At 64.7% G+C, this 20224-nt stretch carries 24 protein-coding genes; all 24 read right to left on the bottom strand.

The window, feature by feature from the left end:
• Positions 1-258 (bottom strand): hypothetical protein (locus XINFAN_RS14690; protein WP_199286431.1); only part of this gene is annotated, 258 nt, incomplete at its 3' end.
• Between the two features lie 150 nt (positions 259-408).
• Positions 409-666, bottom strand: a complete 258-nt coding sequence (locus XINFAN_RS14685) for a spike base protein, RCAP_Rcc01079 family (RefSeq protein ID WP_124087620.1) — start codon at positions 664-666, stop codon at positions 409-411.
• A 1-nt stretch (position 667) separates the two neighbouring features.
• Positions 668-958 (bottom strand): hypothetical protein, encoded by a 291-nt coding sequence (locus XINFAN_RS14680; RefSeq protein WP_124087619.1) that lies wholly within the window; start codon positions 956-958, stop codon positions 668-670.
• A 10-nt stretch (positions 959-968) separates the two neighbouring features.
• Positions 969-2390: a pyocin knob domain-containing protein gene (locus XINFAN_RS21985; protein ID WP_199286430.1), complete on the bottom strand. Its 1422-nt coding sequence runs from the start codon at positions 2388-2390 to the stop codon at positions 969-971.
• A gap of 109 nt (positions 2391-2499) precedes the next feature.
• Positions 2500-3099 carry a hypothetical protein gene (locus tag XINFAN_RS14670; RefSeq protein WP_124087618.1) on the bottom strand — a complete coding sequence of 200 codons (600 nt, stop codon included), beginning with the start codon at positions 3097-3099 and terminating at the stop codon, positions 2500-2502.
• Positions 3100-3106: 7 nt separating this feature from the next.
• Complete coding sequence (locus XINFAN_RS14665) at positions 3107-4894, bottom strand: hypothetical protein (RefSeq protein WP_124087617.1); 1788 nt, start codon at positions 4892-4894, stop codon at positions 3107-3109.
• Positions 4891-5691 (bottom strand): hypothetical protein, encoded by an 801-nt coding sequence (locus XINFAN_RS14660; RefSeq protein ID WP_124087616.1) that lies wholly within the window; start codon positions 5689-5691, stop codon positions 4891-4893. Before XINFAN_RS14660 ends, XINFAN_RS14665 begins: the two co-directional genes overlap by 4 nt.
• On the bottom strand, positions 5688-7463 hold the full coding sequence (locus tag XINFAN_RS14655) for a hypothetical protein (protein ID WP_124087615.1): 1776 nt from the start codon (positions 7461-7463) through the stop codon (positions 5688-5690). The genes XINFAN_RS14660 and XINFAN_RS14655 overlap by 4 nt, the downstream gene beginning before the upstream one ends.
• A 186-nt stretch (positions 7464-7649) precedes the next feature.
• Positions 7650-8039 carry a hypothetical protein gene (locus XINFAN_RS14650; RefSeq protein ID WP_124087614.1) on the bottom strand — a complete coding sequence of 130 codons (390 nt, stop codon included), beginning with the start codon at positions 8037-8039 and terminating at the stop codon, positions 7650-7652.
• On the bottom strand, positions 8039-8452 hold the full coding sequence (locus tag XINFAN_RS14645) for a phage tail protein (protein ID WP_124087613.1): 414 nt from the start codon (positions 8450-8452) through the stop codon (positions 8039-8041). The genes XINFAN_RS14650 and XINFAN_RS14645 overlap by 1 nt, the downstream gene beginning before the upstream one ends.
• 27 nt (positions 8453-8479) lie before the next feature.
• Entirely contained in the window at positions 8480-8902 is a 423-nt protein-coding gene (locus XINFAN_RS14640) for a hypothetical protein (protein WP_124087612.1), read from the bottom strand.
• Positions 8899-9225 (bottom strand): head-tail joining protein, encoded by a 327-nt coding sequence (locus XINFAN_RS14635; protein WP_124087611.1) that lies wholly within the window; start codon positions 9223-9225, stop codon positions 8899-8901. The genes XINFAN_RS14640 and XINFAN_RS14635 overlap by 4 nt, the downstream gene beginning before the upstream one ends.
• Position 9226: 1 nt before the next feature.
• Positions 9227-9559, bottom strand: a complete 333-nt coding sequence (locus tag XINFAN_RS14630) for a DUF2190 family protein (RefSeq protein ID WP_124087610.1) — start codon at positions 9557-9559, stop codon at positions 9227-9229.
• Positions 9560-9637: 78 nt separating this feature from the next.
• The gene (locus XINFAN_RS14625; RefSeq protein WP_124087609.1) at positions 9638-11776 is read right to left on the bottom strand and encodes a head maturation protease, ClpP-related; all 2139 of its coding nucleotides are present in this window, start codon (positions 11774-11776) and stop codon (positions 9638-9640) included.
• On the bottom strand, positions 11773-13356 hold the full coding sequence (locus XINFAN_RS14620; RefSeq protein WP_124087608.1) for a phage portal protein: 1584 nt from the start codon (positions 13354-13356) through the stop codon (positions 11773-11775). Before XINFAN_RS14620 ends, XINFAN_RS14625 begins: the two co-directional genes overlap by 4 nt.
• 5 nt (positions 13357-13361) lie before the next feature.
• Complete coding sequence (locus XINFAN_RS14615) at positions 13362-13559, bottom strand: phage head-tail joining protein (protein ID WP_199286432.1); 198 nt, start codon at positions 13557-13559, stop codon at positions 13362-13364.
• Positions 13556-15598 (bottom strand): phage terminase large subunit family protein, encoded by a 2043-nt coding sequence (locus tag XINFAN_RS14610; protein WP_124087606.1) that lies wholly within the window; start codon positions 15596-15598, stop codon positions 13556-13558. Before XINFAN_RS14610 ends, XINFAN_RS14615 begins: the two co-directional genes overlap by 4 nt.
• Positions 15599-15601: 3 nt before the next feature.
• Positions 15602-16222 (bottom strand): hypothetical protein, encoded by a 621-nt coding sequence (locus tag XINFAN_RS14605; RefSeq protein ID WP_124087605.1) that lies wholly within the window; start codon positions 16220-16222, stop codon positions 15602-15604.
• A gap of 118 nt (positions 16223-16340) precedes the next feature.
• Positions 16341-17060 (bottom strand): hypothetical protein, encoded by a 720-nt coding sequence (locus tag XINFAN_RS14600; RefSeq protein WP_124087604.1) that lies wholly within the window; start codon positions 17058-17060, stop codon positions 16341-16343.
• A 93-nt stretch (positions 17061-17153) separates the two neighbouring features.
• Positions 17154-18092: a hypothetical protein gene (locus tag XINFAN_RS14595; RefSeq protein WP_124087603.1), complete on the bottom strand. Its 939-nt coding sequence runs from the start codon at positions 18090-18092 to the stop codon at positions 17154-17156.
• Positions 18089-18694: a hypothetical protein gene (locus XINFAN_RS14590; RefSeq protein ID WP_124087602.1), complete on the bottom strand. Its 606-nt coding sequence runs from the start codon at positions 18692-18694 to the stop codon at positions 18089-18091. Before XINFAN_RS14590 ends, XINFAN_RS14595 begins: the two co-directional genes overlap by 4 nt.
• 18 nt (positions 18695-18712) lie before the next feature.
• Positions 18713-19429 (bottom strand): helix-turn-helix domain-containing protein, encoded by a 717-nt coding sequence (locus XINFAN_RS14585; RefSeq protein WP_160144628.1) that lies wholly within the window; start codon positions 19427-19429, stop codon positions 18713-18715.
• On the bottom strand, positions 19426-19914 hold the full coding sequence (locus XINFAN_RS14580) for a winged helix-turn-helix domain-containing protein (protein ID WP_124087600.1): 489 nt from the start codon (positions 19912-19914) through the stop codon (positions 19426-19428). The genes XINFAN_RS14585 and XINFAN_RS14580 overlap by 4 nt, the downstream gene beginning before the upstream one ends.
• On the bottom strand, positions 19911-20144 hold the full coding sequence (locus XINFAN_RS14575; protein ID WP_124087599.1) for a hypothetical protein: 234 nt from the start codon (positions 20142-20144) through the stop codon (positions 19911-19913). Before XINFAN_RS14575 ends, XINFAN_RS14580 begins: the two co-directional genes overlap by 4 nt.
• Positions 20145-20224 lie beyond the last annotated feature (80 nt).

Below are 20224 nucleotides of genomic sequence, written 5' to 3'. Positions count from 1 at the left end.
AGACCAGCTGTAGCGCCCGGCATTGGCCACCGTGCCGCCGGCGACAGGATCGGTATGCGTGCCGGTGTCGAGATCGAGCACCTCGGCGCCGGTGCCGGTTGCCACACCGCTGATCGCCTGCAACGCGCTCCAGCTGGCCAGTGTCAGGGCAGACGCCTGGGCATTGGCGGCAGCAGCCTCAGCCCGCGCTCCGCTGTCCAGCACCGCTTGCAGATCAACCACCTGCGTCGGGATCGGAAAACTGGTGATATCAGGCATCTGCCGCCCCCTTTGCAATTACGAGCAGCATTTTGCCATCAGGCGAGACCCAGGCGGCATTCGCGCCGGGGGCGACAAGGGCGATCTGAGGGGCGGGCTTCGCAGCCACCATCTGCGCAGCCGACCAGAGCGAGAGACCAAAGCCCAGCATTACCACCACCCCACGACAGTCGCCGTGGTGCCGGCGGCAAGCACGCGCTGAGGCCCGAACGGCAGGATCTGGCCCGCGTCCACGGTGTAGATCATATCGACCCCGGCACGGTCGCGGATCGCAACGGCGCCCGCCGTCTGACAATACAGCGCGCGGGGGATCACCGGCAGATCCGCGCTGTCCGAAGGCACAATCGCGGCATGATACTGCGCCGGGCTGTCCAGGCCGCGGCTGTGAAACTGGAAGGGATCGGCCATGTCAGGATTCCTCGGTTTGAACTTCAGGGAGGTGGACCGGGCCATCTGCTACTTCGACCGGCTCGGGGAAGCGGACGGCCTCGGGCGCATCCGGCTCATGGGGCAGCAGCACGGTGACGTGCCAGACGCCCTCGATCAGTGCGGGCTGACCGACGATCAGCGGATGCGGATCTGCCCCGGCATCGTAGCCGGCGAGATCGACCGGCTGGCCGTCGATCTCCAGCACGGCGCCGGAGACCGCGAGGACAGGGACCGGCCAGTCGGCGCGGATCGGGGATAAGGTGATGATCATGGAAACCTCCTCAGAACCAGCGGCCGATGGCCTGGGCGCGGATCGGCACGGTGCCGGCCCTGGTGACGGCGGACAGCGCCCGCAGCGTGGCGCTCGTGGTGCTGGGCACATAGGGCACTGAGCCAAAGCTATGGGCCTCGGCCGGCGCGCAGGTCACTACCGGCGCAACCGCGAAGGAGGCCGGGAATGTCCAGGCCACATCGCCCGACGAAAACAGCCCGCCGACAACCGTGCTGGCGTTCGGCGCGCTCAGATCGGTGCGGGTGCAGATCTGGGTGCCGTCCGCCCAGCGGACATATTCGCCGTTGGCGTTCGATCCGCGCTCGATCACTGCGCCGGTGGGCACCCCGGACGCCTGCGCGACGGTCCCGACGATCCGGCCCTGATTGATCACCTCGCGCCACGCGGTCCACACTCCGCCGGTCAGCGCCCGCACGAACTGCCGCGCTGTCCCGGTCCCGGAGATCCCGGTGAAAAGCGTCAGCGTCTGGACCCCGTGCAGGTCGTTGTGCCGCTGATACTGGCCGATGAACCAGACCCCGGAGCCCCCGACCGGCGCATTGGCGGCGTTGTTGGCAGAGTAGATCACGCCGCCGGCCGTGGCGTTGTTCCAGTCGCTGACAGCGACAGCATTGGCCAGAAGCCCGGCATCGCCGACCTTGAGCATCCGCCCGGCCGTGGTGTCGGTCGCGCTCTGGGTCACCTCGTGCTGCTGCACGCGCATCCAGTTGCCGGCATAGACCGTGGTCGAGGGATTGCTGACCAGCGCCACCAGCCGGTCGCTAACCGTAAACGCCTGACCGCCCCTCGAACCCGCTGCGGTCACCAGCCAGACCTGACCGGCATTCGTCCCGGCCCCGCCCGGAAACAGGCTGGCCGGGGTCCAGAGGCCCTGGTATCCGGCCCCATTCAGCATATCGAGGACCGCGGGGGAAAGATTGAGCGGAGAGACGGCACCCCCAGCGATCCGGGGCGTCGTCACCCAGTCCGGAGCTTCAATCGCGGTCACACGGCCCGACAGGCCGAGGATTTGTTCCCAGACCGCCCTGGGCACCGTTTCATACCAGCCGGGCTCCGGCTGCGCGGGATTGGCCAGCAGTTGCGGGAGAGTATAGCTGTCGGCAGCACCGACCTGGATGAAGCCCAGGCTCCGACTCATCCGCTGCACCCCAGCCTGCCGGTCGGCCTGAGACCATTCGACCTCAACCGCATAGACCGTGCCCCGCGTGCCAAGGGTATTGCGCCACAGCCGGGCGCCGGCGGGCAGCGTGCCGTCGGATTGCAGAGTCCATGCCACCTGCGCGCCGGGCGGGATCGTATCCGCCCCCTCGGTGTCGTAGCCCACAATGGTAAAGATCGCCCTCGCCGCCAGTGGCGCGGCATCGTCGGGCAGCGGCACGCGGCCGGTGATCAGGCTGGTGGTCAGAGCCATGGCATATCCACGTAAAAAAGCCCGCGCCAGGCGGGGTGTGTCAGGTCAGGTTTCGGAGAGGATCAGCCCTGCGGGGGATCGGGCCGGATGGGGGCCAGCGGGTGGGTCGTCAGAACACGCAGCGGCGGCGGAACATCAGCGCCCGGCCGCCAGTGAAATTCTGCGGGCTGGAAAACCGAACCTGCGATACAGGCGGTTTCGCCGTGTTGCGCATTCGGTAGGCGCCCACAGATGCGACGCCGCCCCATGCGTTTTCGCCTCCGATGTCATCGCGATAGACATAGCCAATGACTTCACTGTAACGCCGGCCGCGCATTGGGTTCAGCAGATCAAGTACGCCATTCACATAGCTGGCGCTGCTGCCTGTTGTGAGGTCAATGGTGTTCCTCCAGTCCCCGTTGTTGAGAGACATGCGCACTATCAGGTTCAGAAGGTCGTCCAGCACGAACCTGTAATCCCAGCCGAGTTCAAAGACCGGCGATGTGATCTGGCTGACCGCACCCTGCACCGCATGATCGTAGAACGCGCCGGTGTTGCCGTCGCCGTTGATGAGGCTGTTGTAAGGTCGCCACGTCGAGAATTCGTAGGGCGAGCCAGGGGCGCCTTCCGTGATGGAGATGGGGTTTTCAAAGGAGGCTGCGGCCTTTTCATCAGTCCACGCCTTGCCGGCCGTGAGCTGCGGCCACGGCGGATCAGTCCAGTCTGCCATTTTTCACCTATTGCAGAAGATACGGCTCGTCGCCGTTCGGCATCCGGCCTGTGCTTTCCAGCGCCATCCAGCACCCGCGGGCGCGCTGCGCCTCGCTGGCTGCGGCGTAGTCCGGGGCATCGGCCGCCATGATGATCGCGAACCGGCCGATGAACCGCGAGCTTTGCAGCTTCAGCCGGATCTTGTGGCCCGGGCGGGTATCGTCCACCGCGAGCGCCTGCCAGCGGGTCGACAGCGGATTGCCCTCACTGTCGATCAACGCCCCGGTGACCACATCTAACACGTCGCCGTTGTTGACCATCCGACGCTGGCTGCCATCATGAGAATCCAGATCCAGCGTCAGATATTGCGGCACCAGCCGATACCGCAGCAGCAGCCGGGCAGCGAGGCGCAGCGCGTCGGTTTCCCGGGTGATCCAGTCCGCGTAAACGGTGAGCGTGCGCGCGGTGCCCGCCGCCGCCGGGCCCTCGACATAGCCGTCGATATGCAGCCTGAGCAGCCGGTAATTCTCTGGCTTGCCCTGGTCGAAAGGGCTGCGGGCATCGAAATAGACCGCCACCCGCGAGATCTGGGCTTTCACATCGTCGCTGAGGAATGCCGAGCCCGCGACGATCGACGCCTCATCCGACAAGACCACCGGCACGGTATCCGGCGGCCGGTTCGCCAGAAGCGGAATCTTCTGCTGCCGCTCATCCCACCAGATCGAAAAGCCACCCTGCTGGCAGAGTTGCCCCAACAGATCTTCGACCGCGACGGGGTTGACCACAGTCCGACCCGCCTTCTGGGTGGTCATGTAGTTCTGGCCCTCTTCCTGCCATTCTGCGTCATCGCGATAGCCGGGAGGAATCTGCGTGTGATTGTCGATCAGATCGGCCGCCACCGCCCAGTGCTGGATGTTCTCGTAGCGGCCGATGCGCGAAACCGCGTCGTCGTTTTTGTGCTCTTCCGCCACGCTGCCGAGGACGCCGCGCTGCACGCCGGTCAGGGTGCGGTAGCCGTCGCCATCGAGGGTATGCCCCGTATACCGGAGGATCTCCGATCCGATGCGCAGGAATTTGCGCTCGCCCGTGTTCCCGCAGGCCTTGTCCAGATCCGCCGCATGGGCCGAGACGCGGATGGTCAGGCCAGCCGCATCGACATCGCCCACAAGCCGCGCCTCGATTTCCGGCGGGAACTTCGCATCCTTCGCCTCGGCGAGGCGCAGCGGATCGGTTGCGGTGACAGTCACCGATCCGCCGGCATCCGGCCCGGTCACGCTTTCGACGATGTAGTCGCGGCGCTGCATCTGATCGAGCGTCTGGCCATGGTAGCCGTCCCAGACCGAGACCAGCGCGCCGGTATAAAAGGCGTTTCGCGCCCGCCAAAACGCCCAGAACGGCGCATCCTTCCGCCCCGGGCGCAGACCGCGATAGGGATCGCCGACATGATCGTCAAAGGGGCGGTCCTGGAATGTCAGCGTGACCGAGGATCCGACCCCAAGCGGCGAAATGCCCGAGCGCTGCGCGCCGACATTGATCTCCGACGAGGACGGCGTGGCGCTGACCAGCAGCGGCAAGGCATTGGTGCGGATATGCTCGCCGTCGCGCAGATAGAGCGGCATGATCGCCGCGCCGTCGGCGCAAAACATCCATGTGATCGAGCCCTCGGCGTCGATGTGATCGCGGTCGCCGCAGGTGCCCCAGGTCTGGTAGCAATACGGCCCGCCCGCCGCCATGCAGGGCGCGACCCCGTAGCGCTGCCCGCACCGGCTCTGGCGCAGGCCCACATACTGGACCGGTCGGCGGGTGAAGTTCATGCCCCCGGCTCCGCATGGGCTTCGCCAACTATGGTCACAGACATCAGATCGACCATCCCCATACGCTCCGGGATCACGTCCTGCGAGGTCAGCACATACCCAACATCGGACGGAAACCGCGCGGGTCGCAGAGCGACGAAGAAAGGCACTTCGCGCGCCGCCCGGGCGAAACGGTCGAAACTGTTCCGCATCCAGTCCTCCGGCAGATGGTCCCATGTCGCCTGGAACGGCCGCGACGTGCTGACGATGCTGCGCCCCATGAACTGTCCCGTCTGGCTCTTGTTGGTCTCGTATGTCGTCGCGCGCATCAGCGCGAGCGGCGGCAATTGGGTATAGCCGGGCCGGGGCATTTCCAGCATTGCGCCGGCGCACAGCACGCCCACCCGGGCCGGGGACGACAAGAAGATCCGAACCGCATCGGCAGTGACCTTTTCGAAGGCGATCATGATCGGCGCGTCATCCTTGGGGCTGATAGGATCGTGCAGCGCTGTCCAGACCCCGCCGATGCGCGCCTCGGCCGTCACCGTCACCCCGGCGCTGCCGAGCGTATGAGCGGCGATGCCGATGCCGTCGATGTCGACGGCGGCGAAAGTCGCGGTGAGCGTCCCCGCAACGGCAGGCCACCACCAGGACACCGTGTCCGCGGACTGCGCGCGCGCTGCCTCAAAACCCTCGCGCTCGCTGGTCGCAGAGAATACCGCACCCGCCAGCACATTATCCCAAAGAATGCGGGCATGGGTCAGCGGTTGAGAGAAGACCGCGGCCTTGGCCTGATACCCTTCGGTCATCCAGATCATTGCCGCACCAGTCTCGGATCGACGCGATAGCCGCGCGCCGCTGCATCACTGAGCATCTGCACCATCGCCTCCATTCCGCGCATGAAATCCGCCGGGCCCTGGGCGAAAATATCAAGACGCTGGACCGGCAGCACCGGCGCGGTGGCGCTCCCGCCGGTGCCCGCACCTCCCCCGCCCATGGCGCTGCCACCGCCGATCTGCGCCGATCTGATCTGCGCAAGCATGGCGCCGGTGCGCGCGAGAGACATGGCCGCGAAGGCCGCGCCCACCGGCGGGCCGCCTATCTCGACGCCCTTCTTGTAGGCCGAAGTCGCCGCCGACCAGCCATCGACGATGGCCTGGGCCACGGCGGCAGCCTTACCGATAGAAAAGAGCTTCTTGTTCTCGGAAATCATGAGGGCCGAGAGGTCCCCGAAGGCCCTGGACCATGCCGCCAGCCGCTCCTGAATGGCGGCCTGATCGATGGCGCGCATTTTCGTGCGGTGATCCTCGCGGATCTGCTGTTCCAGCGCCGCCAACTCCTCCTCGCCTGCGAGTTTCTTCTCGCGGAATTCCGCGAGCTTTTCGAGCTGCGCGCGCAGATGCTCGTCCAGCAGCTCGGTCTCGGTCATGTAGCGCTCGCGGATCCGGTCGAATTCGCGATCGGTTCCGCCCGCGCGGCCCCCACCGCCACCGCCCCTGCTGCTGCGCCCGCCGGTGCCCGCGCCGGGAACCACCGGCGGGGGCACATAGGTGGGCAGCGTGGTGCCGTCATCGAGGATGACGTTGCCATTTTCGTCGAGCGGCCGGGTGCCGGTGCTGGAGGTATCCCCGCCTTCGCGACCCGCGGCGATATCCCCGGGGGTGTTGGGTTTTTCGCCGGGAACAATCGGTCCCTCATCCAAGTCGAGAGCGGCGGCAATAACCCCTCCCAGTCTTGCCCAGGCCTCAATCGCCGGCTGGAGCCGCGCAGCCGTTTTTCCGATCCAGTCGAAAAGATCGCTGATCGCGGGTATCACCACATCGGCTATCCACCGCGCCATCGCGATCAGCTCGTCCTTATGCTCCAGCACCGCTTTGGTCGCCGAGGTGCGCAGGGTATCGGCAATTTCCCCGAACACGCGATCCAGTTCGACGCCGCCCCGGATCATATCCTTGTCGATGATCTTCCCCGTCGCTTGCGCCGCGTCGCCGAGCTTTTTGATTTCCGATCCGCCATTGCGCAGCAGCGGCAGCATCTTCGTCAGATCGCCCGACATCGCTTCCAGATAGAAGGTCATCTGCTGCTGCGACAGGCCGGCCTTTTCGAGCGAGGACACGTAAAGCTGCAAGGCCTCGGGGCCGGATAACCGGGCGAATTGCTCTGCGGTCACCCCAACTTTCGGCGCGATATTCTCGAAGAAATCCTTCATCGGCCCGCCGCCGGTAGAGAGGAATTCGCCCACCCGATCCGTGACATCCTTCAGGATGTCGGCCAGTTTATCCTGCTCGACCCCGACGGTCTTTGCCGCAATCGCCCATTTCTGGAATTCGGTCGTATTGGTATTCGACACACGCGAGAGATTGTCGATTTCGACTGCGGTCTTTGCAGCGGCCACCCCGGCCGCCAGGGCTGCGGTCTTGAAAGTCGCCCAGGCTGCGCCCAGTTGGGCGCCGAATTTCGCCGCGCGCTTCGCCATATCGGCAAAGGAGGCATCGACATCCTGAATGCTGCGCTTCGCGCGCGCGCCGCCCTTTTCCACGCCGGAAGGATCGGCGCCAATGCGATATTTAAGCTCGGGCAGGTTGCTCATGTCGTTTTGCCTCTCTCAGCATTTTCAGCATGGCATCGCGATCCCGGTTCGATGCGACGATTTCGGCGGGCATCCGGTCCTCAATGATCCACCAGACCTGTCCCGGGGGGAGCGTCCAGAACCCGTTCGCCCCCACCCAGCCCTGCCCCACGAGGACGCGGTGCAGGCTGCGAACCAGCCCGCCGTCTACTTTTTTTCGCCGCCGCCCTTCGCTTCCGCCCGGGTGCCAAGGATCTGAAGGTGAACCGGGGGCGCCAGCAGCGAGAGGATCTGCATCACCTGATCCTGCACACACTCAAAATAGCCGCCGTCCCGGTCGGCAAAAGCCGACATGACGGCCAGATATGCCTCACCGGGCAGGACTGGCGCCTTCGCATGCCGGAGGATCGCTTCGAAGCATTCGGCGATCTTTGCGATGGGGCGCTTGTTGCAAAGCACGTCGATTGCCAGGACGCCCTGATCCTCGTCGCGCAACAGGATGTTCTCGACCTTCGAGATGATGGGCATCAGATCATGGGCGCGGATTTCGTAATCCTTCCCCGCCCAGGTGAGCGTCACGTCATCAAATCCGGACATCAGCCGCCACCTCCCGGGGCATCGGCAAAGGTATGAGCGCTGTTGCGAACGAAGGTCGCGTTGAAACTGGTTGCATTGTCGTAGGGCTGACCCTCGGTATAGGTGGTCAGAACGAAATCCCCGGTAATGGTGTCGCCGTTGGGGAATTTGAACTCGGCATCGGCGATGAACTTCGCGGATTGCCCGGATTTCAGGGCCGCCTTGCGCAGCACCTGATCCTCTTCCAGCCCCTCGACCGTCAGTTCGAGTGTGTCGGTCGCCATGACGCCGACCAGAAAGGTCTGGAACCCGGCATCGTTCTGATCGGTGGTATCGATCGGGGTGCCGTTCCAGTTGATGTTGAGGACGCGCACCCCGGCGATGGTCGAGGCGCCGACCTTCAGCGTGGCCAGCCGGCCCGCCTGTTTAGCCATATCCGTTTCTCCTGTGGGAAAGGGGTTTCAGGTCGCGTTACCCGCGTCGGTGAAGCGGGTAACGCTGAAATCCATGACGAGCGTTCCGGTCTTCCGCTCGCCGCCAGCCTCGGTCGAGGTCGCCGTGCTGTTCAGTTCGACGATATGCGACAGCGGTTCGAGAACCGGCAGCACCAGCGCCTCGATATCGAAGCTCAGATCGTCCAGTTCGGCCTCGATATCCCCGGCTTCGACGACCTTCATCGCAACCCTGACGGTGGTGACGCGGTGGACCGTATCGCCGCCCTGCCGGGAAGAACCCTCCGAGGGCGTTGCAACGCCGAAGACCGGAAGTTGCGACGGGTCAATCTTCTGCGACCATGCGGGCAGAAAGGTGAAATCGCCGAAGGCCGCATCGCCCGCGATCGCATCTTTCACAGCATTGCGATAGGCAGTCCGGTAGTGGGTCACGGCACCAACTCCAGATCAAAGACCACGAAGGCATCTGCCGCCGGACTGCCGCTCGGCTGGAGATTGACGACCTTGTAGGTATTGCCGTTGCCCGGCAGGATCAGGTCGCCGATCGAAACCGAAGAGGCATCCGGCCGGGGCACCTTCAGGAATGGGGCGACATCGAGGACGGAATGACCGTCCTCGCCCTCCACCTCGACCGGCGGCGCACGGAAAATCCAGTGCCTGATCCGGTCGAGCCCGACTTTCGGCCGGTGGGTGACCGAGCCGCCGAAAACGTCGTTCAGCAGCCCGGCCACCCCGTCGAAGAGCCCGGTCATCATCTCAGCGGATCACGCCGTCGAGGAGCACGAGGCCGAAAGACGAGGGGTTCGCGGCAACGCCCGCCGCCGCACCAATCAGCTTGTTGCCGCTGGCAGTGGTGGTAACGAGGCTGTTTCCCGCGTCCCAGTAGACCTTCGCCCCCACCGTCCAGGCCTGGGCGCTGGTCTTGGGCAGTTCGAAGATGCCGCGGCGGACGATGACGACATCATCGCCGATTTCGGCATCGCCCTGGGCCACGCCGACGATATCACCGACGACGACCAATTGCCCGGAGGTGATCGGGGCGGCGGCGGTGATGGTGAGGTGTTCACCGGGCATGATGTAATTGCGCATATCTCTCTCCCGAGATTGAAAGCTCCAGAACGACGAAGGGCGCCCGGAGGCGCCCTTCGTCAGAGTGTCGGCCCCGGATCAGGCCCCGGCGTTCTTGTATGCCCCGCGGAACTCGACCACAGCCGCACCGAAGATGTGGCGGGCGTTCATCTTGACCGCATCGGGGTTCATACCCTCGATCGTCTCGACGGTCGGGCTTTCGTAGCCGTCCAGATAGGCATGCTGGATCGGCGGCAGATCCGGGTCGATCAGATACCAGGCCGTGTCCGACCCGCCCGCCACGGCGCCGATGTTCGGCACGGCATGAGGCTGGAAGCGCGAGCGGTAGGGGTTGGCATCCGCCGATTTGGTGGGAGTAATGTCGGCAACGAACTGAAGCGCGACCAGTTCCAGCGCCGGCGGCACGATCAGCAGTTCCGCCTCGGGAGCGATGAAATCATCCGGGTCTTTCGAGCCGAAGGCCTTCATCTCGGCCATCGCCTTACGCGCGGCCGCGATCGAGGTGACCGAGATCACCGCATTCGCCGTGGCGAGGTTGTGGTGATCAGTGTGGAACAGGGCTTTGCCGTCGGACCTCATCACCGCGTTCTTGCGGATCAGAGACCAGACCATGCCGTTCTCCATCGCGCGCGCCGCCATGGCGAATTCGCGCGGGATCCGGGCGAACGCACCCATATCGTCGTTGACCACCGATTCGAAAGACAGGGTGATGGTGCGGCCGCGGCGCTGCACCTTCAGGCCTTCCGCCTCATCCACCAGATCGGCCTGTTCGTATTCGCCGTTCTCCTTGACATCCTTGAGCTGGAAGTCGCCTCCGAAGCGGACGGCATAGATCTCGCGGAAGTCCGCCGCCGTCAGGGCAGCGCCGGTCACCAACTGCCACTGCGGTTCGCGGCGGGTGTATTCGGCGATCAGAGAGCGGTTCATCACCTCCGTGGTGATGTAAGCGAAATCGCTGACGCCGATGGCGCCGCCCATCATGGTCGTGGACCGCATCCCGCGGCGCACCGCCTCGGTATCGTCGAAGCTGACGCTCCGGCCACTGCCGCGACCCAGTTCCATCGCGAGACGCTTGATGCGCAACCCGCGATAGACCGAAGACGGGCCATCGGTCTTACCCATGAGGGCGCCGATCATTCCCTCGACCCTGGTTTTGGTTTCGTCGCGCGTGATCCGCGCAGTCGGCCCGCGCCCGTCGATCCTCACCTTGTCGGCCCCCTTGCCCTTGATGGCGGCGAAGACCTGCCGCGTGTTCAGACCGCGCCCGATGAAATCCGCCGCCTTGTCGGCGCCGAGCCCGTGGCGGGCGCACATATTGATGATGGCTACGGCGCGCGCGCCGGAGGCCTCGGTCTTATCCTCGTCCTCCTCCGCTTCAGGATCTTCCTCGTCACCCTCTGCCTTCGGATCTTCCTCGTCGCCCTCGGCGTCGGGATCATCCTGATCCTCAAGTTGGGGATCCTCTTCATCGTCCAGATTCGGATCGTCATCGTCTTCCGCTGCGGTTTTCGCGGTGACCTTGCCCCGCGGGGCGAGTTTCTTCGCCATGACTTTGCCTCCTTTGGCATCAGGTTTTTCGAAACCGGCCATCATGGCCAGAACCGACACTCGGGGCCGCTTGCGCGTGATGACGCCGGCGGCGGACAGCAGGCGTTCGGGCGCGTGCTGGTAGATCCGGTAGTCGAAGGCGACGGGATCGATCTCATCGCCATCCTCTTCAACCGAGGTGGCGAACCCGGCGACAAGCGCGGCGGGCCCATCATAATAGGTCTCGGCCTTCATCACGGCCCGGGCATCCTCGATCGACATGCCAGAACGGCGCGAATAGATTCCGGCATAGGAATTCGCGATCACATCCAGCGACTCGGCCGCCTTGCGATGCGCCTCAGAGGTGCCGCGCTCGCCCAGATAGTCCTGCGCCGGATCGTGGATCATCATGATGGAGCCGGGCGACATGTTAATTTCGTCACCAGCCATCGCGATCAGGCTTGCCGCAGACGCCGCCACACCCTCGACTATAACGGTGACCGTCCCGGCATAGGCGCGCAGCGCAGTATAGATCGCCTGCCCCTCTGTCGCGATCCCGCCACCGGAATTCAGGCGAACGATCAGTGGCCCGGACATGCCCGAGAGCCAGTCGCGCACCATCTTCGCCGTGAAGTATTCTTCATCCCACCAGGACGATCCGACCGTGCCGTAAAGCAGCAGCTCGTTCATTTCCGTTTCCTCGCTTCCTGAAGCCGCAGATCGTCGACCAGATCGCGAAGATCATCGACGCTGATGCCGAGCGCGCGGGCGGCTTCCGCAGCGCTCACCGTGTTGTCGCCCGGGTCGTCGACTTTGGATTGGCGCGAAACATCGGCGCGCGGATCGCTGTCGAACGGCAGACCGAGGCGATCCGCCTCTTCCTTGTCCTGGGTCTGTTCTTCCAGCAGGCGTTCCGGGTCGAACCCGAGCTGCCGCACCACCTGCTGACGGCTCATAAAACCGGACCTGACCGCCTCGCGCAGCGCTGCGAATTCGCGCGCCGGGTCGACGATGATCCGGCGCGGCGGAACCCAGTTCAGCGCGATGAACTGCCAGATATCCGGCGGAAATCCGGCCCTTTCGAAATCCTCGCTGTCGACCGCCTGCCAGGCGTCCACGAACAGCCGGGACAAGGGCATCAGGAGCTGCGGGATCAGGGTCAGGTGCTGCCAGCCGCTGACGTTCTGGTCCATTTCCAGCCGGCCCATCCGGGCAGATGAGAAATTGACCTGCGCCAGATCGCCGGTCAGCGACTCGTAGCTGATGCCGAGCCCCGCCGCGATCGACCGGAGAACAGACCGGGTGAACTCGTCATAAGCCTCGACGCCGGGGGGAACGGGGAATTTGACATCTTCGCTGTCACCAAGGTCGTAAACCATCCCCGGCGCGATCTCTTCCGGCATCGGCACCTGTTTTTCACCGCCGATCCGAAACGCGGCGAAGCAGGCAGCGATCTTCTGCCTCACGAGCTGCGCATCCTCGTGATCCGCCAGATCCTGCAACCGCATCATCACCGGGGCGAGCCAGGTGACGCCCCGCTCCTGTCCCGGCCGGTCGACACGGTAGATGTGCAGAACCTCTTCGGCCGGCACACGCTGCGAAACCGCGGCACCACGCTTCATCGGCCAGTCCGATCCCGGATGCGCCGGGAACAGCCAATAGGCGATTATCCGCCCGGCCGCATCATATTCGATACCGTTTCGGATATCGCCGCCATCCGTCAGGAAGCCGACCTTCCCCTCATCCAGATAATCGGCCTCCAGCACCTCAAGCTGAAGCGGCATGGCCCCGGCCACCAGAGGATCGGAATGGATCCGCACAAGGCATTCGCCATCGGATACCACTGCGCCCCAGATCAGGCCCTGGAGCCCATAGAGATTGAGCTTTCCTGCGCGGTCGATCAGCACTGTGTCCAGATGCTCTTCGATACGACGCAACCCGCGGTCCCTGATCTTCTTCTGCGTCTTCTGACTCAGTTCCGAGTGCCTGACCGCGACCTTCGGAATGACACCATCGCCGATCACGTTCCCGGTGATCACCATTTTGGCGCGCGCCGCGAACGGCGTGTTTCGGACCATGTCGCGCGCGAAGAACGACATGCGCTGACGCTGACGCGCAGCACCATCGGCATCGCTGCGGCTGGCCCGAAGAGACGAGGTCCTCCGGCCGACGCTGGCACCGTCGTAATGCGCCGTCATCGCCCGGGCGCGGGCACGCCTCGCCGCCCACCCCGGCGCGACCGCCAGGATGGCCCGTTCAACCATATTCATCGGGATCACCCTTTGCGAAACACCGGGTAATGATCCCGGCGACGAGCGTTAAGCCCCAGGCCCGCTTCCATTTCGGAGCGGATCCGGCGCATTTCATCGAGGCTGCGGAACGTGACTTTCTCGCCGTTCTGCTCAAGGCTGGTCACCCCCTTCGCGATCATCGCGCAGAGCGTGTGGTATTGATCCAGCGTGTAGGTGCTCACAGCCATTTCCCCCTGCGTCGAATCCACGGTTTCCGGGCCTCGCGCCCATTTGCCTCATCCATCCCGGAATCTTCCTGCGCGGCCGCCGGCGGCTCTGTCGCGGCAGCGCGCTGCGACAACGGCACCGCCGGCATTGCCGCATCGAACAGGTCGGCCTGCACATCCGGCGGTGCGATCCCGCGCTCGGCTTCCAGCGCGCCCCATTGCTCATCCGTCATCGCCGCCCAGCCCTTCTTGCGGGCGGCCGCCTCGGAGTAGTTCATCGTGTCGAGGCATTCGTTGCGGCGGGTGCTTTCCACCAGCTGCCAGCTGGAGACCATCGTGCCCGAGGACGCGCGTTTCAGGACGCGCACCTCCGAGGTCACCTGACGATAATATTCGTCGGGGAGGCCTCGGGCGAAGGCCACGAAACCGCGCTCCTGCGGATCTTCCTTGGCGAGCCATCCGTAAAAATCGGCCTTTAGCTGGCTGACGTTCACGATCCAGCGCCGCTTCTGCACCCGCATGGTGCGGCCACTGTCCTTGCGATCCTGCTGAGGGCGCAGGACAGGGCCGTTGGCCGAGGATCCGCCCTTAACGGTAATGACCCGGGTCCAGGGGTGACGCTTTGCCCAGTCCTTCACATCCGCAGTGAAGGTGCCTTCGTCCACCGCCATCATGTCGATCGGCAGCCGCAAACCCAGTTCGGTGCGCCAGGTCGCCTTTAACAGGGCGTCCAGTGCCTCGCGGCCTTCCTGATCGCCGATGTAGTGCGGGATGACGACATGATCGACAATCCACCGGCGATAGTTGCGACCATAGGCGCAGATCGTGACTTCTGTCCGGTCGCCCTGAAAATCGACGCCAGCGGTCAGCAACACGCCGCAAGCAGGAACGATCCCGCGCGGCAGATACTGGCCTTCCTCGGCCTTCTCGACCCGGTCGCGCAGCTTCTCCCAGTCAGGTCCTTTCGAGGCCTGCTCATAGTGCAGTCCCAACACGTCGTTCCAGAACGTCTGCTCGGTCTCGGCCTCGACCTTCTCCTGCGCCTCTTCCTCGGTCCGCGCGCTGGCCTGCACCGAAGTCCAGCCCATCACCTGCGCATATTCCACCGCGATCGAAGCCCAGTCCCGTTGCGGCACATAGGCCCGCCACAAGTGGAACCCCGGATGATCGCCGCGGGGATTGTGCCGCACCCACCGCCCGGCCGCGACCATCGCAACCTTATAGGCATGGGTGATGATGGAGCCGCAGGAATCGCAGCTGAAACAGGCGGCGTGCAGCCGCTCCGGGTCCAGGTTCTTCCTGAAATTCTCCCAGGTCAGCGGTGCCATATGACCGCAATGCGGACACGGCACATGGTAAAACCTCTGATCCGAGCGGTTGAACGCCCGCGTGATCCGGCAGGTGCCGGCGACCTGAGGGGTCGATATACGGACGATCTTCGCCTCTTCGAACCCGGACGCCCGGCTTTCCGCGAGCTTTTCCGGGTCGCCTTTCGGCGTCATCTCGAATTTCGCAAGGTCGTCCAGCAGCACGAGCTTCCGCGTCGTGCCGGCCAGATCGTCGGGCGAGCCCGCACTGACCACCTTCAGGGTGCCATCGCGCCGGATGGTCTCCTGATTGTGCAGCGTGTCGGTCTGCTCACCCCGGCCGTCGCCGAAAATCTCGCGCAGGCTCGGCGCGGATCTGCGCATCGGCATCCATTTCGTGCGCACCCATTCGGTGGCCGAGGATGTGGTCGGATGCACTACCAGACTGTCGAGCGGCCCGTATTCGTGCCAGGCGGCAAGCGTCGGATTGAGAACCGATACGGTCTTGCCCCATTGCGCGCTGCCGCGAACCGTGACCTCGCGCGCCGGATGCTCCGGGCTCAGAACCTCGTGGATCTCGCGAAGGAACGGAAAGCGGTCGATCCGAAAAGGCCCGGGGAAAGGCGAACGCTCGTCGAAGACGATGTTATTCTCGCACCAGCGCGTGATATCCGGGGGCGGCGGCGGATCCATCGCATCGGCGATGCCGAACAGCACCGCCGCCTCGGCCGAGGAAAGGAAGCCCATGGCTCAGACGTTCGCCGCCGCCTCGGCCTCGGACATCCCGACCCCGGCCGCTTCCTCGCGCAGCTCGTCCCGCCGATTCCCGCGATGCCGGCGCCATTCGTCCATCATCACTTTGCGCACCTCGCGGAAATCGACGCCGAACCGATCGGCAACCGCCCGCGCGGCATCCCGGATCACGGTCTCGAACTGACCGATCTCACGGGACACCGCGCGGGCGGTATGGCGCTGAACCTCTTCGGCCAGCACCCAGCGACCCTCGTCGCGCTCATTATCCCGGCGCCGCCTCCGGGCCTCTTCCTCCTTGATCTGGATCGTTGCCAGTTCCAGCCGGTCGGGATCGCGATAAGGCAGTTCGCTGCCGTCCCGCGGCTGCGGAGCGGCCGGCGTCGGCGATCCCTCTCCAATATCGCGGATCGCGCGACGGGTGCTGAGGCCGTTGCCGGTCATCTGTCCGAGATCGAGCCGCTTCCCGAGCGCATCCGCGACTTTCGCAAGATCGAAACGCCGGGCCCTGCCGTCGCCGGTATAGCACCCGGCCAGCTTCCCCTCGGCAACATACTGGCTGATCCGCGCCTTCGAGACCGACAGACGGGCCGCCAGCTCTGTGGTGTTAAGATCAGCCATAGCCCTTTCCGATCAATGGTTAAGCTGGTTAAGGCTTTCCGTTTCGTTTAGCGCGGCGGAACCCCCGGGGCGCGAATTACCCGCGTGCGGATGCTGCGCGGGAAGGACCCGCGCGATTTCAGCGGGCGGTGCGGATCGCCTTTTCAAGCGCCCGAGCGAGGAAACGCGGGAATTCTTTCCGAACTCGCGCCTCTGCCCCGTCAATAAAGCCCAACCTTTTTCGATACTTCGGAACAGCCTGGCTGAAATGCACGACCTTCTTGAGCGCTGCGCCCCTGCTGGTCCGCTTCCAGACACCAGGCGATAGGCGAGAATCCAAGCGCGGGACAAAGAACTGACTCGCGTTCTTTCTTCTGACCTTCGATGCCTTCGTGCTGTTGGCAGCTCGGTCACTTTGAGCGCGAACCGACGAAAGAACGCGGTTGCGTTCACCAACTGACCAGTTACCGAAGGCATCTCGCAAAGCTGCTGCGGCTGGTATCACAGACTGGATATGTCCAGCATAGGCCATGCGCGTGTTGAACAGTCTTTCCAGCCCTGTCTGTGGGCGGGGCCCGCCTCGCTCCTGCACCTTGAGATAGTGCTTTCGGCCTACCGATGGCCGCTCCTTGACCTCGGCCACCAACTTCCTTTTGTTCGCCCGCCAAACCATGAATGCATTCTTCGTCCAGCGCGTCGGGCGATCAAAATGGGCATCCATATCATCCTGCACACCCTTCAGCGCAAGATCAGCGGTATCATTCAGCGCCCAGGCGATTGCCTGTGGAACCTGCCGGGCAGTGAAGTCATCCAGCGAGCGCAGAACTTCGTCGATGTTCGAGGATACGCTGAACTGCATGCCGCCCCCAAACGCAGAAATCGCCCAGGCGATCTGACCGCCGGGCGCTATTCAAGATGATAAAAACGAACATGCCCGCGGTGAGGATAAGCGTCAATCCCCTTTTTTCGGTATCGCGAGAAGACTGCGGCCGGGACGATCTGCCGGCGCGTATTCCGCCACAACTCCCACCCGCGAGACGATATCCGACCGCGGGCGCTGCGGCCCCTCGGGCCGATCCTGATACCCCGACATCCGATCAAGGGCGGCAGCCAACGCCCTGCGCAGCGCTGCCCGGGCGCGGGCGTCATTGGCCCAGCCATGCTCGCGCAGCACGGCCGTCAGATCCTTGCCTGCGAGACAGACCGCATCGACCAGCGCCCTGTCGGTGATCGGTCGTCTGCCGGCGCCGCGCCTGACCGGCAGGGCCACGCCGTCACCGATCCGGCGGCGGATCATGTCCAGTTCGCGCGCTTCGGAAAGCAGCGCCTCGATGAACCCGCCGCCGTTGCCGCCGCCCGGCGATGCCGCCGCGCGCACCTCGACCGAGGCGCATTTCATGCCCGCGGCCTCGTGCCGTTCGACCAGAGCCTGATAATGCAGCCCCATCTGGATCTGGCCTGGCGTGAAAGGTGAGGAAAACGGCACCTCTTTGCAGGTGCGCTGACATTTCGTCCTATGCCGCTCCCATTCCTGCCGGCACATGATCGAGAGCTGATCCGCCCGTCGCCAGTGCGCGCCCTGCCGCGCCCGGGTGCCGCCCGGCAACAAAAGGTAATTCGGGACACGGTGCATCGGCCCCCTGCCCGGCGCGACCGGGATCGCAGCCAGATCCTCTGGCGGGGTGTAGAAGGCAATCATGTCGCGGACGCGGGCATCCTCATCATGCAGCCGGTATTCGGCGGCCAGCCGGGCGAGCGCATCATCGATGATCCGATCCGCCGCGGCGCGCGAGCGGCGCATCGCCAGATCGGCAAGGTCCGCAAGCGCCTCGGCCTCAACTGCCGCAATGATTTCCGCGCCGAGCGCGTCGATCTGATCCATGAAGCTCATGCCGCCTCTCCCGTTCCCTGTTCCGCTTTGCGCCTGCGCGCCTGAGCGCCCGCCTCGACAATCGCCCGGGCGCGGCGCTGATCCTCGACCATCTCGGCCATCCATGCCCGATCGATCTCGGGCACCACGCCATCGCGCTCTTTCTCGCGGATCCGTGCAATCTTCTGAGCATCATCCACCGCCTGCTGCCGGATTGTGGTCCGGTCGTAGGGCAGCAGCGGCCGGGGATGCGAGCGAAGGTGGCGATACATCTGCACCAGATAGCCGCCCGCCTCGGCCTGTGGCCCCTCGATCGACGCCAGCCAGCTGGTCACGATGAGCGCCATTTCGAACGGCCGCCTTTCCAGAGCCTCGGCCATCTGGCGGATCATCAGTTCCGAGGGCCAGAGGTTGCGATCCTTGCCCCCTGCGGCCGACAGCACCTGATCTGCCAGCACGGCCAGCGATTGCGGCGACAGATAGGCCAGATGATCGACAAGCCGCTTCATCACCGCCTCGTGGGCGGCGGGCTTCATCGCCTTCGGCAGGGTCAGCCCGCTATGGGCGAGCCGGTCGACAAACAACCGCCTGACCGCCTCACGTCCCGCGTCTTCACCGTCCATGCCCGCCCCCCCTTTTTCTCAGCAAGCAATCCCGGCGGATTTCAACTCTTCCGCCGTGATCAGATTGAGAGCCACCATCCGCTGCGCCTGCATCGGCGAGAGCGCCGATTGCGGGACGTAACCACCTGCTCTGAGCTTTTCAGACCACATCCTGAGAACGGCATCCGTGTCCTGATCGCCCTGATCCTGCTCGGCCACCGCCTCGCGCGTGACGCGCGCGTTAGGTTTATTTTCTGGTTTATTTACAGGTTTGTGTCCGGCTGGACGGACACGGCTTTTGCCATTTTTCGGACACGGCTTTTGCGGATTTTCGGACACGGCCCGTGTCTTGCTGATCGGACACGGTTCCGGCGCTGCCGTGTCCTGCCCCTCGGACGCGGCCCGTGTCTCGCCAGAATGACACGGATCGGACGAATTTCCGTGTCCGGTTTTCGGACACGGCTCTTGTGCATCCGTCATTTCAAAGCCCAGGATGTAGCGGGTGGGCCGTTGACGCCGGGTGCGCTCGTCTATGCTCTGTTGACGCCAGATCAGGCCCTTCTCTTCGAGCCGGGCGAGTGCGACATTGACGGTCGAGCGGGACAGGCCGCAGGCCGCCGACAGAAACCGCTGAGTCGGATAGCAGCCCTGCGACATGTTGTGACAATCGCAGAGGTGAAAGAGCACCCTGAATTCAGAGTTGGCAACCACATCAGGGCGCAGGGCTGCAAGCCAGTTCGTGGCAGCGTGGCTCATGCCGCAACCCTCGCCTTCAGGGGGCCGCATTTGGTCCAGGGCTTGGGGCCGGTGAAAACCTTGTCGACCATCTCCGCATTGCGCATCGCGGCCCGCTCGACCGCGGCGGCTACCTCCATCCGCCGGCGCAGGTCCAGTTCCATGAACTCCGCGAGGCCAATGGAATTATGCCGGGTGCAGTTTCGGGTCAGGCCGCGGCGCTGCGCGTTCCAGAGGATGGCATGGAGCCGCACTCCGAAGTGTCTGCCCATTTCAGCGGGGCGCACATTGGCCCGCCACATCCTTTCGAAGATCTCGCAATCCAGATCGTAATGAGGCTTCTCGCCCCCGGCGCGCGGTGGCAGGCCCAGGGTCTTCGCACGCCACCTGACCGCCGCCCCGCTGATGCCGAGCATTTCGCCGATCCGGTCGCTGCTGAGCCCGGGATCATCCCAGAGCCGGGCCAGCGCCGCCCGGGAAATCACCTTTCCGCGCTTCCGGCTCATGCCCGCACCCGCTTGTCATGGGCACAGACCACCGCGTCGATGCGCCGGCGCAATGCTGCCAGTTCGGCCTGCACCTCTTTCTCGAAGGCTGCCTTCAGCTGTTCCGCGCGGGCGATCTGACCTGCGAAACCGCGCACGGCATTGACGATCAGGCCTTCGAGCCAGGCAATCTCGGTGCGGCAGAAATCCAGCTCTTCATTGCCCGCGGGGCCGAACTCCGCCTCACGCACGGCCGAGACCCACCCCGGGCGGCGGGCCCCCCCCCCGGGCCGGCCCCCCGCCCCCACCTTGAAAGGACACGGCTATGAAC

The sequence above is a fragment of the Pseudogemmobacter humi genome (genome assembly GCF_900609055.1).
In the GTDB taxonomy this organism is placed as follows: domain Bacteria; phylum Pseudomonadota; class Alphaproteobacteria; order Rhodobacterales; family Rhodobacteraceae; genus Pseudogemmobacter; species Pseudogemmobacter humi.
The sequence above is the reverse complement of the archived record's forward strand: the minus strand, read 5'-3'. Positions and strand labels throughout refer to the sequence as shown.

What these genes read in the sequence shown, in the direction of transcription:
- XINFAN_RS14670 (WP_124087618.1), bottom strand. Translation starts at nt 3,099, where the DNA reads ATGGCAGACTGGACTGATCCGCCGTGGCCGCAGCTCACGGCCGGCAAG.
- XINFAN_RS14625 (WP_124087609.1), bottom strand. Translation starts at nt 11,776, where the DNA reads ATGAACGAGCTGCTGCTTTACGGCACGGTCGGATCGTCCTGGTGGGAT.
- XINFAN_RS14650 (WP_124087614.1), bottom strand. Translation starts at nt 8,039, where the DNA reads ATGTCCGGATTTGATGACGTGACGCTCACCTGGGCGGGGAAGGATTAC.
- XINFAN_RS14665 (WP_124087617.1), bottom strand. Translation starts at nt 4,894, where the DNA reads ATGAACTTCACCCGCCGACCGGTCCAGTATGTGGGCCTGCGCCAGAGC.
- XINFAN_RS14590 (WP_124087602.1), bottom strand. Translation starts at nt 18,694, where the DNA reads ATGGACGGTGAAGACGCGGGACGTGAGGCGGTCAGGCGGTTGTTTGTC.
- XINFAN_RS14685 (WP_124087620.1), bottom strand. Translation starts at nt 666, where the DNA reads ATGGCCGATCCCTTCCAGTTTCACAGCCGCGGCCTGGACAGCCCGGCG.
- XINFAN_RS14660 (WP_124087616.1), bottom strand. Translation starts at nt 5,691, where the DNA reads ATGATCTGGATGACCGAAGGGTATCAGGCCAAGGCCGCGGTCTTCTCT.
- XINFAN_RS14605 (WP_124087605.1), bottom strand. Translation starts at nt 16,222, where the DNA reads ATGGCTGATCTTAACACCACAGAGCTGGCGGCCCGTCTGTCGGTCTCG.
- XINFAN_RS21985 (WP_199286430.1), bottom strand. Translation starts at nt 2,390, where the DNA reads ATGGCTCTGACCACCAGCCTGATCACCGGCCGCGTGCCGCTGCCCGAC.
- XINFAN_RS14635 (WP_124087611.1), bottom strand. Translation starts at nt 9,225, where the DNA reads ATGATGACCGGGCTCTTCGACGGGGTGGCCGGGCTGCTGAACGACGTT.
- XINFAN_RS14600 (WP_124087604.1), bottom strand. Translation starts at nt 17,060, where the DNA reads ATGCAGTTCAGCGTATCCTCGAACATCGACGAAGTTCTGCGCTCGCTG.
- XINFAN_RS14610 (WP_124087606.1), bottom strand. Translation starts at nt 15,598, where the DNA reads ATGGGCTTCCTTTCCTCGGCCGAGGCGGCGGTGCTGTTCGGCATCGCC.
- XINFAN_RS14585 (WP_160144628.1), bottom strand. Translation starts at nt 19,429, where the DNA reads ATGAGCCACGCTGCCACGAACTGGCTTGCAGCCCTGCGCCCTGATGTG.
- XINFAN_RS14655 (WP_124087615.1), bottom strand. Translation starts at nt 7,463, where the DNA reads ATGAGCAACCTGCCCGAGCTTAAATATCGCATTGGCGCCGATCCTTCC.
- XINFAN_RS14620 (WP_124087608.1), bottom strand. Translation starts at nt 13,356, where the DNA reads ATGAATATGGTTGAACGGGCCATCCTGGCGGTCGCGCCGGGGTGGGCG.
- XINFAN_RS14580 (WP_124087600.1), bottom strand. Translation starts at nt 19,914, where the DNA reads ATGAGCCGGAAGCGCGGAAAGGTGATTTCCCGGGCGGCGCTGGCCCGG.
- XINFAN_RS14645 (WP_124087613.1), bottom strand. Translation starts at nt 8,452, where the DNA reads ATGGCTAAACAGGCGGGCCGGCTGGCCACGCTGAAGGTCGGCGCCTCG.
- XINFAN_RS14630 (WP_124087610.1), bottom strand. Translation starts at nt 9,559, where the DNA reads ATGCGCAATTACATCATGCCCGGTGAACACCTCACCATCACCGCCGCC.
- XINFAN_RS14595 (WP_124087603.1), bottom strand. Translation starts at nt 18,092, where the DNA reads ATGAGCTTCATGGATCAGATCGACGCGCTCGGCGCGGAAATCATTGCG.
- XINFAN_RS14680 (WP_124087619.1), bottom strand. Translation starts at nt 958, where the DNA reads ATGATCATCACCTTATCCCCGATCCGCGCCGACTGGCCGGTCCCTGTC.